This window comes from Massilia sp. H6, assembly GCF_024802625.1.
GTDB lineage: Bacteria > Pseudomonadota > Gammaproteobacteria > Burkholderiales > Burkholderiaceae_D > Telluria.
In genome coordinates, this window is sequence record NZ_CP103371.1 from 3,365,750 (window position 1) to 3,380,848 (window position 15,099).

Consider the following 15,099-nt stretch of genomic DNA (forward strand, 5'->3'; position numbering starts at 1 on the left):
CGCAGCGCAATCACACTCCTCCGGTCTCACCTTCCCTCGCCGGCTATCGCGCCGGGACCGCTTAATCACCTACCGCCCTGCAGGGGAATGGCCCCCCTTCATGCATGAAGCAATGATGTTACCGCTTAACGAACAGATCCAGCAGGTCACCGATGAGGCGATGCAGTGTGCGCTGCAAGAAGCCATGGCAGGCCGCATCGAACAGGCAGGAAAGCTGTATCGGGCCATCCTCGAACTCCAACCGGGCCATGCGGAAGCGCATTTCGGGCTGGCGATGCTTGAGCAATCCGCTGGAAACATGACTGCCGCGATTCCCCATTTTGCTGCAGCGCTTCAGGGGGATCCGGAACGAGAAAATTACTGGCTGACTTATCTCGACGCCCTCATGTTCGCGCGCCAGTTCAGCACCGCACACGAGCTACTCGGCCTTGGGCGAAGCCATGGCCTGCAAGGTCACGCGGTCGATGCGATCGAGCAGCGGCTGGTGGCTTCCGGCGCACCTACCGTGCAGGACGTCGATGAGGGTACAGCTCTATTCGCGCAGGGCCGGTATGAGGCGGCAGGCGAGGCCGCGCGTCTGCTTACCGAGCGGTTTCCACAACATGGTTCTGGCTGGAAATTGCTCGGCGCGGTCCATTACCTGAAGGGCGAGATTGTGCAAGCAATGGCCGCGGTGCAAAAGGCAGTCGCTTACGCACCCGACGACGCTGAAACACTTAGCAACCTGGGACTGCTACTGCAGGAAACCGGCCAGGCCGCCGAAGCCGAACGCGTCCTGCGCCGGTCGATCACACTGCAGCCGCACAGCAGCCATGCGCACAATCACTTGGCGTTGGCGCTACTTGCATCCGGACGTCTGAAACAAGCACAGGCTAGCGCAAGTACCGCAGTAGCGCTCGATCCCACGCATGCCGAATTTCACAACACACTAGCCATGGCCCTCGACCGTCAGGGCCGCTCGATTGAGGCGGTCGATGCTTACCGTCGGGCGCTGGAGTTGGCGCCAGAGCGTGCCGACCTGCACAGTAACATGCTGTTATGCATGAGCCGGATGGAGAACATGACGCCTTCCGCACTATTCGCCGAACACCTTTCATTCGGTGAGCGTCTGGAACAGCGCATCGGTACGCCACGCGTATGGCCGAATACGCTGGATCCGAGACGGTGCTTGCGCATCGGCTTTGTCTCGGGCGACCTCCGAAACCATGCGCTCGCCAGTTTTGTCGAACCGATTTTCGAGCGCCTTGCCGGTCGCCAGGGTCTTGCTTTGCATGCTTACTACACTTTCCCCGTGCACGATGCCGTCACCGAGCGCCTGCGCGGCTACATGGCCCAATGGCGCGACGTTGCCGCGCTAAGGGACGCGGAGCTGGACGAGTTAATCTGCGCCGATGGTATCGATATTTTGATCGACCTTGCTGGCCACACCGCCTACAATCGATTGCCCCTGTTCGCACGCAAGCCGGCGCCGCTACAAGCAACCTGGATTGGCTACCCTGGCACCACCGGCCTGCGCGCGGTGGACTATTACCTGACCGACCGCTTCATTCTGCCGCCGGGACAATACGATCATTTATTTACGGAAAAGCTGGTACACCTCCCGGTGTCGGCGCCATTTGCGCCCGTTGCCGATGGCCCTGAAATTGTAAGCTTGCCCGCATTGGCAAATGGCTACGTGACCTTCGGCAGTTTTAATCGCGTTGACAAGATTCGCCGCAACGTCGTGGCTCTATGGTGCGTGCTGCTGCGCGCGCTGCCAGAAGCGCGGATGCTCGTGGCTGGACTGCCGGAAGGGGGCAATTATGAGCAGCTGCAAGCCTGGTTCGCTGAGGAGCGTATCGATGGTGCACGCGTGCGCTTCCAGGCCCGTACTGGCATTTACGACTATCTCGCGCTGCATAACCAGGTCGATATCAACCTCGATACCTTTCCGTACTCGGGAGGCACTACGACCTTGCACGCGATGTGGATGGGCGTGCCGACGCTGACGCTGATAGGCGACACTGCAGCAGGACGGCAGACGGCGTGTATCCTAGAACATAACGGCCTGGCGCAGTTTGCCAGCCATGACGCCGACGATTTCGTTCGCAAAGGAATAGCCGCCAGCACCGACCTGACCGCATTGTCGGCGTTGAGAGCCACCATGCGTGCGCATTTTCCGCGGTCTACGTCAGATGACATCACGCGGATCGCCGATGGTGTCGAGAATGCACTGCGAATGATGTGGCGGGGTTGGTGCGCCGCCCTGCCCGCCGTCAGCTTTGAAGCACCGCAGGTACTCGCGCAAGAGGCATCCATGCGCGGCTTTATTTCTCGCCGCTGAACACTGACTTTCCGATGTACGCGGGCGTCGATTCGGCAGCGCCGGAGCGGCTGCCGGTTAGCAACCGTGTGGCGCGCCAGGTAATCTGCCTGCCGATCTATTCAACGCTTGACCCGGCGCAGGTGGCTCGCATGGCGGACGTGATCCGCACAAGCGCAATGATCTAACCCGAACTGATAGGGGCACTATGACATTCCAAACATTTCACCACGCAACGCCAGACGATTTCAGTGGCCTCTACAAGTATATAGACACCGCTTTCGAGAATCCGAGCGATTTCGATGAGGTCTATTTTCTGGGTGACCACACGGATATCTTCGCGCTACGCGCTTTTCCGATTGCCCGATCGCTGCCGAATTTCGCTGGACTGGCGGTATTTTCGGTCTCACCCGAAAAGCGCATCCGCATTGCCCAGCAGTTGCCGGTACGAGCCAATTGGCGCTTCCTCGACATTGCCGAGCTAATCGCACGAGCTTCCTCGAAACGCATACTGGTGATCGACTTCAACAACAACCTGACGGGAAAGAATATCGCCACGCAGCTCACGGGGCATGGCATCGTGGTCCACGACTGCCTGTTCGCTCTGCACCAGCTGGACCTGGAACATACATACCAGCGCGTACGCGAGGAGCGCGAGCACGTGGCGGCCAACCTGGAAGGCTTTATCGCCCTGGCCGAACGCTTCGGTGACGATTGGTCGCGCACCACCCTACTGGCGCGCCTGCGGGCCTTGCTCACGCTCGACCGGCGCCCGCTGATCGAGGCCAGCTTCCCGCTCAACGACTTCATGAACAACTTCGCGAGCCAAGCCGGCCTGGTGGTGGGCGAGGACGACATCTTCGTAGATGCCGGCGCTGCACACGGCGACACGGTTTCAAGTTTCTTCCATCTCGCGCGGGGAAAGTACCGGGCGATTCATGCGTTCGAGCCGGATTCGTCGAACTTCACGGCGTTAAAGATGCTATGCAGTTATTTGCCGAATGCGCATCCGTATTTCGCCGGCCTCGGGCGAGAGGAAGCTGAAATCGTCTTCTATGAAAACCCGGCGAACCGTTTCGGCAGCAATTTCTCTGGTGGTGGCCATGAAACCAAGATGAAAATCATGACAATTGATGACACTGTCGGCGAAGCCACTCTGGTTAAAATCGACGTTGAAGGTTGGGAGGCGCAGGTTCTCGAGGGCAGTGCCCGGACAATTGCGCGCTGCAAGCCGGACATGACCATCTCGGCCTATCACTATGCAAAAGATATCCCCGAGCTGCTGGCGACGGTGGACGGGATCGCGCACTATAAAAACCTAGCCCTGCGCCACTATTCGTCCAGCCTGTACGACACCCAACTGGTATTCTCGGACCGCCAGGATTTCCGCTGAGATGTCGGATCAGCCGCCCACGATCACCATCGGGTGCGCATGTGAGCTGTGAATGAAGGTCTTGGCGGCCACGTCCGCCTCGATTCTTCCAGGCCGGTCGATTACGCACTGCGCGCCGATCGCGACACCGTGGCCGATGCTCACGCCCAGTCCGAGAGTGGCCTTATTGCCGATCCTGGCGCCATGTCCGACCGTCACGCCGGCATCGATGAAGGCCGACTGGCCAATCTCGACGCTGCCGCCGACGACGGCGCCGGGCCCGATTACCACGTTGAAGCCGATTCGGCAGCCAGGCTGAATGATGGCGCCCGCGCCAATCCACGTGTTGTGCAGAATTTTTACGTTAGCGCCCACGATGGCGCCGCGCTCGACCAGCGGCGGCATCGCAACACCGTGGCCGCGTACGATGCTCATCAGCTCGAGACGGTAAAAATTCAGGAATCGTGCATCGGCGGCGACGAAGGCCGTCGCCCCGTCCCGGTCGAGTGCGTTGAGCATTGCCTGCAACGCTGCCGGATCGGACGCTGCAGGCAGTTCTACCGGACGCAAGTCGAGGTCAGGCGCGAGTTCACGCCACGCCGCCATCGCCCGTTGCAGGTCGAGGCCACTGCCTATCACATGCTTACAAGGCAAAGCTCCCCTCCATCAGGTTCAGGTACCAGTGCTCGATGCCTGCGTTGACAAACTCGTAGTCGCCAAGGTGTGCCGGCCTGGCGCCTTCGTATAGAGTTTGTTGAATCTGCTCCATCACATCGATATCCTCGCGCAGCACCTTATCCGCACCCATCATGTGCGCGTGCAACACTGCAGCCGACGCGGAATACGGGCGTTTCTTCTTCGCCGTCACAAAATACACCATGAACTCGGTGCGTCCCGGTCCAACCGGGACATGGTGTTCGACGATAAAGGAGTGGCCGCCGTCGGCCGAGGCAATATGCAGGTTCGGGAAAACCAGCCAGTTGTAATACCAATCCTGGTCGCGGTAACGCTCGACATTGCTATGCCAACGCTCGTTGGGCGCGGCTTGCATCGGCGCGTCGCGCCCGCCGCCGCTGAAGCTGCGCAGCAGGGCCAGCGCCCGCTCACGGTCTCCGATACCCTGTTCGCGCTGGCGCCGTAGCGCCTCCACGCCGCACTCGTCGATGCTGGCTTCAAACCTGACCTCCTGGTACAGCGTGCGCGCATGCAGGTAACGCGGGTGATGTTCGTCGCGCAGGTTTTCATACGCGAGCTTCCAGTTGAAGCGGCCGTCGTAGGTCGTCATGATGACTTCGCCATCAAACGCGGCTGAGGACGCCGCCAGCGAGGCTAGCATGGCTGCGCCGAACTGGCGCTTGATCGGCAGCGGGTCTGCCGACAGGTTCACGAAAACCAGGTTGCCCACCACCTCCAGCGCAAAGCGGCGCAGGCGGATGCAGGCCCGCTCTTCCGGCGCAAACCGGAACAGCGCGTCTTCATGAGGAATTCTGGTGCCACCCTCACTGTCGAAACTCCAGCCGTGATAGCTGCAAAATAATGGACGCACGCCATGTGGCTGGACCTGGATCGGATTTTGCCGGTGCGGGCATATGTTCTCAAAGGCGCGCAGTTCGCCATGAAAGTTTTGCACCACAACCGGAATGCCGAACAAGGTGCGCTTGATGAAAGCATTATTCTTGTCGAGCATAACTTTCAGGCCGATGAATTGCCACAGCGGCTTGAATAGGAGGTCGCGCTCACGCCCGAACCAGGCTTCGTCGATATACGCTTGCGCAGGCATATTGGACTGCATTATTTAAAGCGAAATACTTTGGCTGGGTTGCCGATCATGGTGACACCGGGAGGCACGTCGGCCATCACCACCGCGCCGGCGCCGATAACGGCACCGTCGCCGACAGCCACGCCTGGCAGGATCGTCGCGTGCGGATGAATGACGACGTCGCTCCCTATACGGGCGCGCCCGCCCACGAAGGCGAAACTGCCGATGGTTGCGTACGAACCGATTTCCACTTCGTAGCCAATCACGGCGGTAGACATGATGAAGACGAAGTCACCCAGGTGCGTATCGACGCCAACCCTTACTTCTGGCTCGAATAAGCAGCCCACGCCCATGGTGAGGCCGATCGCCTTGTGCAGTCCCGTAAGCAGGCTCATGAAAGCGGCCCCCTGCGCGAGCAGCGGGGCGGCGAAGCGGCGGCGCTGGGCAGGGTCGCCCAGCGCACACAGGAACTCCTCATACGGGCGGCAGCGGTAGGTCAGCGGGTCGCCGAGCAACGGCAAAGGTGCACCTGCTGCAAGCCCGGCACGGTTGTCAAGGAACCCCACAACCCGCCAGTCCACACCATTGGCCACATCGTGCTGCATCATATTGTAGACAGTACGGCCAAAGCCGCCGGCACTGATAATCAGCGCATTCTTCATTCCGGGCACTTCTTCCATCTTCAGGTCCATGGAATTCCTCCGTCCAGATGCAGCTGGGTGCCGGTCACCTTGCGGCTGACATCGGCCAGCAAATAGATGGCGGCGTAGGCCACATCTTCCGGCCGGCCCAGCCCGAGCGGGTACATCTTCGCTTTATCTTCGAGCCAGGCCCGGTCCTGGTTCACCAGCGGCGTATCTACCAGCCCCGGCGCGAGCGCATTGGCGCGCATCGCGCGTGGTGCAATCTCCAGGGCCAAGCATCGGATCATGCCCTCGAGGGCCGCCTTGGAAGCCGAGTAGGCTCCGACGCCTACCGTGCCGGTATGGGCGGCGATCGACGAAAGGAACACGATCGATGCCCCGTTGCGCAGCGCTTTCTTGTTCAGGAGCCCTGTAGTCAGCATCAGCGGGGCCATCAAGTTGCTGTCCAAGACTTTCTGTACAAAAGAAACACGCAGCAGGCGCACCGGAGTAACGCCGGGGATGCCCGCCGCATGCACTACGCCGTCGAGTTCGCCGGCTTGTTCCACCAGCCAGGCTAGCTGGGTCGGGTTAGTCAGGTCCGCTTCCACAGAGAAGTGTCCCTCTCCCTCGAGCATGGCCAGGGTCGCTTTCAGGCGCTCCTGGTCACGTCCGTTAAGAATCAGGCGCGCGCCGGCACGCGCGCATTCGACGGCGACCGCGCGGCCGATTCCGCTTGAAGCGCCGGTCACCAGCACGGTTTTTCCCCGCAGGTGGAAAGGATGGTGAAAGCGCTCGCTCATCGCACGTGCAAGCTAAGGCCGGAGTCGATGACCAGCGAAGTACGCGACACCCAGCGACTGGCAGGCGCGAGCAGCCAAGCGATGCTTGCCGCGACGTCGCCAGGTTCGATGATGCCTAGCGGCGCCAGGCCGGCCTTTTCATTGGGACTCATGACGCCTTGCAGACCGTCCAGCATCGGGGTGGCGACATAGCCCGGCGAGACACAGTTGGCGCGCACGCCGTTCTTAGCCTGCTCGACCGCGATGGTGCGCACGGTTGCCGTGAGTGCGGCCTTAGCGCCGGAATAGATTCCGGTGGCGTTCGGTGCCACGTGTTCGGCGACCGCCGTCACGTAGACCAGGGAAGCCCCCTGTGCGAGCTTGCGCCTGGCCAGCAGGGCCTGGGTCAGCAGCACCGGGGCGTCGTAGTTCACAGCGAAGATCGTGTCCAGGTGACGCTGCGAGACCAAGCGAATAGGTGCCAGCGCGGCTGCGCCGGCACTAAATACACATCCGTCGAGTGCAACCACGGAATCCACCAGGGACTGGCGAGCCGCGGGATCGGTAAGATCACCTGACACGGCCTGATGACCCTCGCCCGTCAGCCCGGCAACGACCTGTTCAAGGCGGGCGGTATTGCGTCCACAGGCGACAATGCGCGCACCCATGTCCGCACACAGGCGCGCAGTAGCCTCGCCGATGCCCGACGACGCCCCCGTCACGAGGATCGACCGTCCTTCGAGGCTAAACGGCGAGGCGCTCACGACTCGATCAATTCAGGAAATACTGCATCTTCGATGTCCACGATGCAACCGCCCCAAGACAGGCCGATGCCAAAGCCCGACATCAATACCTTTTTCTTCCCGCCCAGGAGTGCCTCGCGGATGCGCACCGTCATCGTGACTGGAATCGAGGCGCCGCTGGTGTTGCCGAAATCGTGCAAGGTACAAGGCACCTTATCGGGCTCCAGGCCCAGCTTCTTGCGGATGGTCTCGTTGATCATCTTGTTTGCCTGATGAAAGATGAAATAGTCGACGTCACCGATAGGGCATTGCGCGAACTCGAGCAAGCTGCGCACCGCCGACGGCACCCGCTGGGTCGAGAAGCTCAATACGGCCGGGCCGTCAAGCATCAGCGCCGTCGGGCTGCGCCAGATACCGTCGTCATCTTTTACCGGCACCGCATGCTGCAGCCCAAAGGGCTCACGGTGACCACCCGCCGGCAGCATGATGGCCTGGTAACCGCTGCCATCGCTATTGAGGTCGAAATACATCGGCGGCGCGTCCGGATCGTATTCAAGCGCGGTGGCGGTACCGGCGTCCGAAAACAGCGGCTCGATCACCGAAGCAGCCTTGTCGCCGACCAGTAGCAGAGCTTTTCCAATGCCGCCCGCTGCCATCATTGAGCCCAGCACGTGCAGGCCGAAAGCATAGGCAGAGCAGCCCAGGTTAATGTCGAAAGCGATGGTAGTTGACTTGAGCCCAAGCCGGTCTTGCAGGATGATGGCCGTGGCAGGAATTAGATAGTCGGGTGATTGGGTGACGACGATCAGCGCGTCGATCTCGTCACGATCCCAATTCAGATCCGCGAGCAGGCGCTCGGCCGCGTCAAAGGCAAGGTCCGAAAAGTTTTGCCATTCGGAGCAAATGCGGCGCGTTTCAATGCCAATGTTGCGAACAATCCGTTCACGAGCCGAACGGATCTGAGGCGGACAATCCTTGAGGTTCGAGAGTATGCGCCGCGGTACACAGGTAGCCATGCCGGCATAACGTACATTGCGAATAATCGCCTGGGCCATGGGTCAACCAATCAATTTGTACACGTCACTGACCAGTTGACATCCCGCTAGGTCCTTACCGGCGATGGCCTTGTCATACTCCATATCAAACATGATGATCACGCCAAGCGCCGCCAGGGAATCCCACTCAGCAAGCGTCTTTAGGTTGGTGTCGCCGGTGAGTTGAACCTCGTCTTGGAAATCGACGGCGTTTTTAAATTTTTCGACAAATTGCTCGAGGGTGTCCATTGCTGCCTTCATGATCAATATTGCTTACATAACCCGCACGCCAGATGAGAGGGACCGGATGGCGTCGACTAGAGAAGGCACTATAAAGCAAAACTATATTCCCAGGGAACAGGCATAGATGAATTCGGCATTTTGCAGCGGAGCACGGCGACTGGCTCCATGTATCCGGTGATGGCTCAGTGAAGCCTGCCCAGGCGCACCGGCATACTATTCTGCGGGTAAGCAGGGTCATGGGTTAACGATGGCAGGACCAACTTCTAGGGAAAGATTGACTCAAGCTTGGCCACCATCGTCGACAGTGGCGCGTTGGAAAGATGATTAAGGTCGGACGCGCCATGGACGTGGACTAGTCTCGATCTATTTTTTCGGCGCGAGTGCCAGGATACGGTCGAAGGCCGCGCAGGCACCGGCACAAGCTTCGGCGACCTGTTCCGGGCTGCGCACGTTGGCGCGCAAGGCCAGCATGCAGGCGCGCCAGCGCGGTCCCGGCCCACCCGCTTCGCCGCGCAGGTAGCGCAGCGGGTGCGGCGCGAAGCGCTCGGCCAGGTTCGCGTGCAGCACGGCGCCGCCCAGTTGCGAGCCCTCGATCACATAGACCACGCCCCAGCGGTAGGCTGCACTGGCACCAGTGGGCCAGGCGGCGGTCGGACGCGGCGCCGGCGGCGCCGGCATGCCCGGCTCGCGCAGGTCGGCGTCGATCAGGGCCAGGCGCCGGGTCGGCGCCAGGCTCGGCTCGGCCTGCGGGCCATCGGCGTAGCCATCGAGCCAGGCTTGCAAGGGCAGCAGCCAGTCGCGCACCATGGCCAGGTGCTCGGCGTAATCGAGCAGCGAAGGCGCCGGGGCCGCCAGCGGCAGGCCGCTGTCGAGCCGCTCGTGGCGCGAGGCGGTGGCGGCGCGCAGCGCGGCCAGGATATCGGTGGTAGCGGTGTCGGCCCGCGCGGCTTGGCTGGAAAGGTTCATGAGGGTAGGGCAAAACGGCGAATTGCTCATCTTACCAGCCCCGCCAATTCACTCGGCGGCTGGCTCGGGGTACTCGACCGACAGAATCTCGAGCTCTTCGGCGCCGAGCGGGGTCTGCAGGGTGATGGTTTCGCCCTCGCGCGCCTTGGTCAGCGCGCGCGCCACCGGCGAGACCCAGCTGATCTTTCCCTTGAGCGGATCGAGCTCGTCGATACCGACGATGGTGACCGTGTGCTCTTCGCCGGCCTTGTTCAGGTAGCAGACGGTGGCGCCAAAATAGATCTGGTCGTTACCATGATGAACCGTCGGATCGACAATGGCGGCCGAATCCATGCGCTTGGTGAGAAAGCGGATGCGGCGGTCGATCTCGCGCAGGCGCCGCTTGCCATAGATATAATCGCCATTTTCCGAGCGGTCGCCATTGGAGGCGGCCCAATGCACGACCCGTACGATTTCGGGCCGGTCGACGTCGATCAGCTGCAGCAGCTCGTCCTTGATGGCCTTGTAGCCGGCCGGCGTAATGTAGTTCTTGGCCCCGGCCGGAATGGCCTGGGCCAGCGCCAGCGCTTCGCCGTCGTCGTCGTCGTTGTCGGACTCTTTTACAAATGCCTTGTTCATGGTTCTTATTGTAACGGCAGCGGCGCGCGGATGCCCTTGCTTGCCGTATCATGCGTTCATGGACGGAGAAGAAACGCTAGAAAAATCGGAACAACGCGCCGGGCAGGGTGTGCGGGCAAGCGAACGCCCCCATTCTCTAGCGATGCTGCGTGCCAGAAATCTGTGGCGGCGGACCCGCATAGCGGTGCGTGGCGCGCGCCGCCGCCTGCGCCGCCTACTGCGCGGCGCAGGCCGCCAGCCCGGCTACCTGGCGCGCGTGCTGCGGCGCTTCAGCGCGCGCGCGCGTGCGCGCGAGCAGGCCCGGCGCAGGGAAACAACCCATTCCCAACAGCCATGAGCCCGAATCCTATCCTGGCCGCCGAAATGCAGGCGGCGGCGTCCGAAATCCTGTTGCTCGACGCTGCTACGCTGGCCATCGTCGATGCCAACCAGGCCGCGCGCCTGAACCTGGGCTTTGACGCCGCCACACTCGAGTCGATGGACGTATACGCTATTGCGCCGGCGCTCGAGCGCACCGTGCTGGCAACCCTGCTGGCCGGGCTGGGCGAAGAAATCGGCGCCCAGATCGGCATGCGCACCCACCTGCGGCGGCGTGACCGCAGCAGCTATCCGGTCAAGCTCTGTTTCCTGCGCATCGTGCGCGATGGCCGCCGGCTGCTGCTGGCCATTGCCGACGACCTGACGCTGGAACAGGGCGCCGCGCAGGCGCTGGCGCAGTCGCAGGCGCGCTTCGACGCCATCGTGCGCAATACTCCGGGACTGGTCTTCCAGTTCGTGCATTACCCGGATGGGCGCACCGAGTTTCCTTGGCTGAGCGACGGCTGCCCCGCCCTGCTCGGCCTGACGGTACTGGACTTGCAGCGCGACGCCAGCCTGTTCGAGGGTCTGATCCTGCCAGACGACCGCAAGGGCTATCTCGACTGCATGCAGGCCTCGCGCAAGACCCTGGGCGCCTGGAACTGGGAAGGCCGGATCTGGATCGACGCCTGGAACGACGTCAAGTGGATCAACCTGCGCGCCACCCCGCACCCGATCGAGGGCGGCGCGGTGCAGTGGGACGGCATCATGACCAATATCAGCGCCAGCAAGCAGGAGCAGCACGAGGTGGTGCGCTCGCGCTCGCGGCTGGCCGAACTCACCGACCACATCGAGCAGGTAAAGGAGCAGGAGCGCGCCCGCATCGCGCGCGAGATCCACGACGACCTTGGCGGCAACCTGAGTGCCATCAAGATGGCGCTGGCGATGCTGGCCGCGCGCCTGCCCGAGCAACCGGCGCTACTGGAAAAAGCCAATTACCTCGACGATCTGGTCGACCGCACCATCGAGGCGGTACACCGGATTTCGCTCGACCTGCGCCCGACCATGCTCGACCTGGGGCTGGTGGCCGCGCTCGAATGGCAGGCGCGCGAATTCGAAAAGCAGATGGGAATCGCCTGCCTGTTCCGCTGCGCCAAAGAAGACAAGGACGCCATCGCGCTGGACGACGACCACGCAACCGCCTTGTTCCGGGTTTTCCAGGAGGCGCTGACGAATATCGCCAAGCACGCTGGCGCCACCCGCGTGACGGTGCTGCTGCGGCGCCAGCGCGCACACCTGACCCTGGTCATCTGCGACAATGGCCGTGGCATCGAACCGGGCGACCGGCTCAAGCCGCAGTCGTTCGGCCTGCGCGGCATGAGCGAGCGTGCCAAGGCGCTGGGCGGTACGCTGGTCTTGTCGTCCGCGCCCGGAGGTGGCACGATGGTGACTATCAAGACCAGGCTGGCTGCCCCGCCGACGCCGCGCGCGGCAGCCCCGGTACAGAACCAGCAAACAGGCCAGCATGAGTGACAAACCAATCATCCGGGTATTCATCGCCGACGACCATGCCATCGTGCGCGCAGGTCTGAAGCAGATCCTGGCCGAGCAGGGCGATATCATCGTGGCGGGCGAGGCAGAAACCGGGCTCGACGCCATCAAGCTGGTCGGCAAATCGCGTCCGCACGTCATGCTGCTCGATATTTCCCTGCCCGACCGCAACGGCATCGAGGTGCTGAAACAGGTGCGCAAGGACCGGCCCGAGCTTGCCGTGCTGATGCTGTCGATGCACCGCGAAGACCAGTACGCGATCCGCTCGCTCAAGGCCGGCGCCGCCGGCTACCTGACCAAGCAGAGCGCGCCGCGCGAGCTGGTCACCGCGATCCGCCAGGTCGCGGCCGGCCAGAAATATGTCAGCGCGGCCCTGGCTCAGACCCTGGCGGCCCAGGTCGGCGAAGACCATGACGCGCCGCCGCACGATACGCTGTCCGACCGCGAATACCAGACCCTGACCATGATTGCTTCCGGCATGTCGGTCAGCGATATCGCCCGCGAGCTGTCGCTATCGGTCAAGACCGTCAGCGAGTACCGGGCCCGGCTACTGGTGAAAATGAAGCTCAAGAACAGTGCGGAGTTGACGCATTATGCGATTCGCAACCAGTTGGTGAGCTGACCGGCAGGCATCGCTCGACTTCACGCCGCGCCCCAATTATGTTGCTCAAGAAATTTTTGTCACCGTTTTCTAATTGATGGTTGGCAAGAAAGCTGTCTATCATTACGCCAACCAGCAATTTGCGTCCACACCCCATGTCCACCACCCCGTCACCCTCCCCCGCCGCTCCCGGCCAGAATCCCGCCGATGTTGCCCGAGAGGCGTTCCGACGGCTGGCAACGCGGCGCATTGCGCCGACGCCCGATGCCTACCGCGCCATCTACGACGAGATCGCCGGCGTGCCGCCGGTGCCGGCCGCCCCTCCCGGCAACCCTGCGGCCGATGTACTGGAAAGCTTTGCACGCAAGCTGGCCGATACCCCGGGCGAGGTGTCCGAATACGGTCGCCGCCTGCTGCGCGCCGCCCGAAATGCCGACTGGACCGGCTACGCCGCGGCCTTGAGCCAGATGTCCGAGCGCCATCTGCGCCGCAATACGCCGGTGATGGCAATGGGCGACGAAGATCCGGACATGCGCCAGCTGCGCGAGATGCTGGGCCGGTCGCTGGCGTTTGCGCTGGCAACCCTGCTGGCCGGCAGTCCCGCCCTGGTCCTCGAAGCCGAAACGCTGGGTGGCGCGGTCAAGACGGCACGCGGCGAGGATGCGCTGGGCGAACTTTCCGGCCGCCTGAAACAGTTGTGCTACCAGATCGAGCTGCACAGCGGCGACCAGGCCGAGCAGCGCGAACTGCTGCTGCGCCTGTTTCGGCTGCTGCTGGACAATGTCAACGAGCTGCTCGACGACGACAGCTGGATGCGTGGCCAGATCGCCGCCGTGCAGGAGCTGATCTCGGGGCCGCTCGACAGCCGCTCGCTGGAAGACGCAACCCGCAGCCTGAAAGACGTGATCTTCAAGCAGGGCCAGCTCAGGCACAGCCTGAGCGACGTGCGCGCCACGGTGAAGAACATGATGATGACCTTTATCGACCGGCTCGGTTCGGTGGCCGCCGCGACCGGCGACTACCATGCCAAGCTGGGTGGGTTCTCGAAGCGCATCAGCGGCGCCGCCGACATTGACGAACTCAACGACGTGCTGGAAGAAGTGCTGCGTGAAACGCGCCTGGCGCAAGACCAGGCGCTGGCCTCGCGCGACCGCATGCTGGCGGTCCACCGCGAAGCGCAGGAAGCCGAGGAACGCATCCGCGTGCTGGAAGCGCAATTGCAGCACATGAGCGAGCTGGTGCGCGAAGACCAGCTCACTGGCAGCCTGAACCGTCGCGGCCTGGACGACGTGTACGAGCGTGAAAGCGCGCGCGCCGACCGCCGTAACACGCCGCTGTGCGTGGCCATGCTCGACCTCGACAACTTCAAGAAGCTCAACGACACCTATGGCCACCTGGCCGGTGACGGCGCCCTGAAGCACCTGGTGAAGGTGGTGCGCGACACGCTGCGCTCGATGGATGTGATCGCGCGCTTTGGCGGCGAAGAATTCTTGATCCTGCTGCCCGAGACCACGGTCGAGGCGGCGGCAGCGGCAATGGTAAGGGTGCAGCGCGAGCTGACCCGCCATTTCTTTATGTACGACAACGAGAAGATGCTAATCACCTTCTCGTGCGGGGTGGCGCTGCGGGTGCCTAACGAAGGCCAAGAAAGCCTGATGGCGCGCGCGGACCGCGCCATGTACCAGGCCAAGCAGACCGGCAAGAACAGGGTGGTCGTCGCCGTCTGAGGCACAGCGGCCAATCATTGACCCCGCGCTGATTTGCCCTGCAACAGCAACACCGCTATTTATTGAGCGCTAGCCCCGGTCCGCGGCACATTGCGCAGCTCGTCCTTCGCGCCCTGCGCGCCTACCGTCTTGAGCATGCGGTCGGTCGAGCTGCGCTTGGCCAGGCGGCTGCCGGTCAGGGCTTGCTCGTCCTGGCCAGCCGTGCCGGCCCCCACCTCTGCCATGGTCGGGCCCGGGTCTGTGTCCGGCGCCGACGCGCACCCGGTCAAACCCAACACCAGCACCGCGCACACTGCTGCTGCAACTGTCCTCATCTCTGTCTCCGGAAAAGAATTGCGATATTTACATGATACCCCGCGCCCTGCAGAGAAAGCAGGGAATTTCGGGCCCGCTTGCGTAGAAAAATAAAACTTTTTTCGCTCTAAAGTTCGGTTTTTTACTGTCGTCAAGACGCGCCGCCCCCCGCATGCCGGATGAAAAA

General features: G+C 62.4%; 16 protein-coding genes. 6 read left to right on the top strand and 10 right to left on the bottom strand.

The genetic code is table 11. From position 1 onward, the window contains the following. Nucleotides 1–100 precede the first annotated feature (100 nt). Genes NRS07_RS15085 through NRS07_RS15095 form a run of 3 tightly spaced genes read left to right on the top strand, consistent with a single transcriptional unit; the run spans nt 101 to nt 3,695 of the window. Nucleotides 101–2,323, top strand: a complete 2,223-nt coding sequence (locus NRS07_RS15085; RefSeq protein WP_259208353.1) for a tetratricopeptide repeat protein — start codon at nt 101–103, stop codon at nt 2,321–2,323. Nucleotides 2,324–2,337: 14 nt separating this feature from the next. Next, a complete protein-coding gene (locus NRS07_RS15090; protein WP_259208354.1) occupies nt 2,338–2,490 on the top strand; it encodes a DegT/DnrJ/EryC1/StrS family aminotransferase in 153 nt (50 codons plus the stop codon). A 20-nt stretch (nt 2,491–2,510) separates the two neighbouring features. Beyond that, complete coding sequence (locus NRS07_RS15095) at nt 2,511–3,695, top strand: FkbM family methyltransferase (protein WP_259208355.1); 1,185 nt, start codon at nt 2,511–2,513, stop codon at nt 3,693–3,695. A 9-nt stretch (nt 3,696–3,704) separates the two neighbouring features. Here NRS07_RS15095 and NRS07_RS20310 read toward each other — a convergent pair whose 3' ends face one another. The 9 genes from NRS07_RS20310 to greB all read right to left on the bottom strand — a co-directional run bounded on the left by NRS07_RS20310 (nt 3,705) and on the right by greB (nt 10,442). Then, the gene (locus NRS07_RS20310) at nt 3,705–4,313 is read right to left on the bottom strand and encodes a hypothetical protein (RefSeq protein WP_307729898.1); all 609 of its coding nucleotides are present in this window, start codon (nt 4,311–4,313) and stop codon (nt 3,705–3,707) included. A 4-nt stretch (nt 4,314–4,317) separates the two neighbouring features. Then, complete coding sequence (locus NRS07_RS15110; RefSeq protein WP_307729899.1) at nt 4,318–5,466, bottom strand: SRPBCC family protein; 1,149 nt, start codon at nt 5,464–5,466, stop codon at nt 4,318–4,320. Further along, on the bottom strand, nt 5,466–6,125 hold the full coding sequence (locus tag NRS07_RS15115; protein WP_259208356.1) for an acetyltransferase: 660 nt from the start codon (nt 6,123–6,125) through the stop codon (nt 5,466–5,468). Before NRS07_RS15115 ends, NRS07_RS15110 begins: the two co-directional genes overlap by 1 nt. Further along, nucleotides 6,116–6,859 (bottom strand): SDR family NAD(P)-dependent oxidoreductase, encoded by a 744-nt coding sequence (locus tag NRS07_RS15120; protein ID WP_259208357.1) that lies wholly within the window; start codon nt 6,857–6,859, stop codon nt 6,116–6,118. The genes NRS07_RS15115 and NRS07_RS15120 overlap by 10 nt, the downstream gene beginning before the upstream one ends. Then, complete coding sequence (locus NRS07_RS15125; RefSeq protein ID WP_259208359.1) at nt 6,856–7,560, bottom strand: SDR family NAD(P)-dependent oxidoreductase; 705 nt, start codon at nt 7,558–7,560, stop codon at nt 6,856–6,858. Before NRS07_RS15125 ends, NRS07_RS15120 begins: the two co-directional genes overlap by 4 nt. Nucleotides 7,561–7,598: 38 nt before the next feature. Then, nucleotides 7,599–8,636 (bottom strand): ketoacyl-ACP synthase III, encoded by a 1,038-nt coding sequence (locus NRS07_RS15130; RefSeq protein ID WP_259208361.1) that lies wholly within the window; start codon nt 8,634–8,636, stop codon nt 7,599–7,601. Nucleotides 8,637–8,639: 3 nt separating this feature from the next. After that, complete coding sequence (locus NRS07_RS15135; RefSeq protein WP_259208363.1) at nt 8,640–8,876, bottom strand: acyl carrier protein; 237 nt, start codon at nt 8,874–8,876, stop codon at nt 8,640–8,642. A 345-nt stretch (nt 8,877–9,221) separates the two neighbouring features. Next, nucleotides 9,222–9,824: a biliverdin-producing heme oxygenase gene (locus NRS07_RS15140; RefSeq protein ID WP_259208365.1), complete on the bottom strand. Its 603-nt coding sequence runs from the start codon at nt 9,822–9,824 to the stop codon at nt 9,222–9,224. 48 nt (nt 9,825–9,872) lie between these two features. Continuing rightward, nucleotides 9,873–10,442: a transcription elongation factor GreB gene (greB, locus tag NRS07_RS15145; protein ID WP_259208369.1), complete on the bottom strand. Its 570-nt coding sequence runs from the start codon at nt 10,440–10,442 to the stop codon at nt 9,873–9,875. A gap of 333 nt (nt 10,443–10,775) precedes the next feature. Between greB and NRS07_RS15150 the strand changes: the two genes are divergently transcribed. The 3 genes from NRS07_RS15150 (at nt 10,776) to NRS07_RS15160 (ending at nt 14,618) form a co-directional block, all read left to right on the top strand. Beyond that, the gene (locus tag NRS07_RS15150; RefSeq protein ID WP_259208370.1) at nt 10,776–12,272 is read left to right on the top strand and encodes an ATP-binding protein; all 1,497 of its coding nucleotides are present in this window, start codon (nt 10,776–10,778) and stop codon (nt 12,270–12,272) included. After that, nucleotides 12,265–12,912, top strand: coding sequence for a response regulator transcription factor (locus NRS07_RS15155; RefSeq protein WP_259208372.1), 648 nt, complete (start codon nt 12,265–12,267; stop codon nt 12,910–12,912). Before NRS07_RS15150 ends, NRS07_RS15155 begins: the two co-directional genes overlap by 8 nt. A gap of 134 nt (nt 12,913–13,046) precedes the next feature. Next, entirely contained in the window at nt 13,047–14,618 is a 1,572-nt protein-coding gene (locus NRS07_RS15160; protein WP_259208374.1) for a GGDEF domain-containing protein, read from the top strand. A 59-nt stretch (nt 14,619–14,677) separates the two neighbouring features. On the opposite strand, the gene NRS07_RS15165 is transcribed toward NRS07_RS15160, so the two are convergent. Further along, a complete protein-coding gene (locus tag NRS07_RS15165) occupies nt 14,678–14,932 on the bottom strand; it encodes a hypothetical protein (protein ID WP_259208375.1) in 255 nt (84 codons plus the stop codon). Nucleotides 14,933–15,099 lie beyond the last annotated feature (167 nt).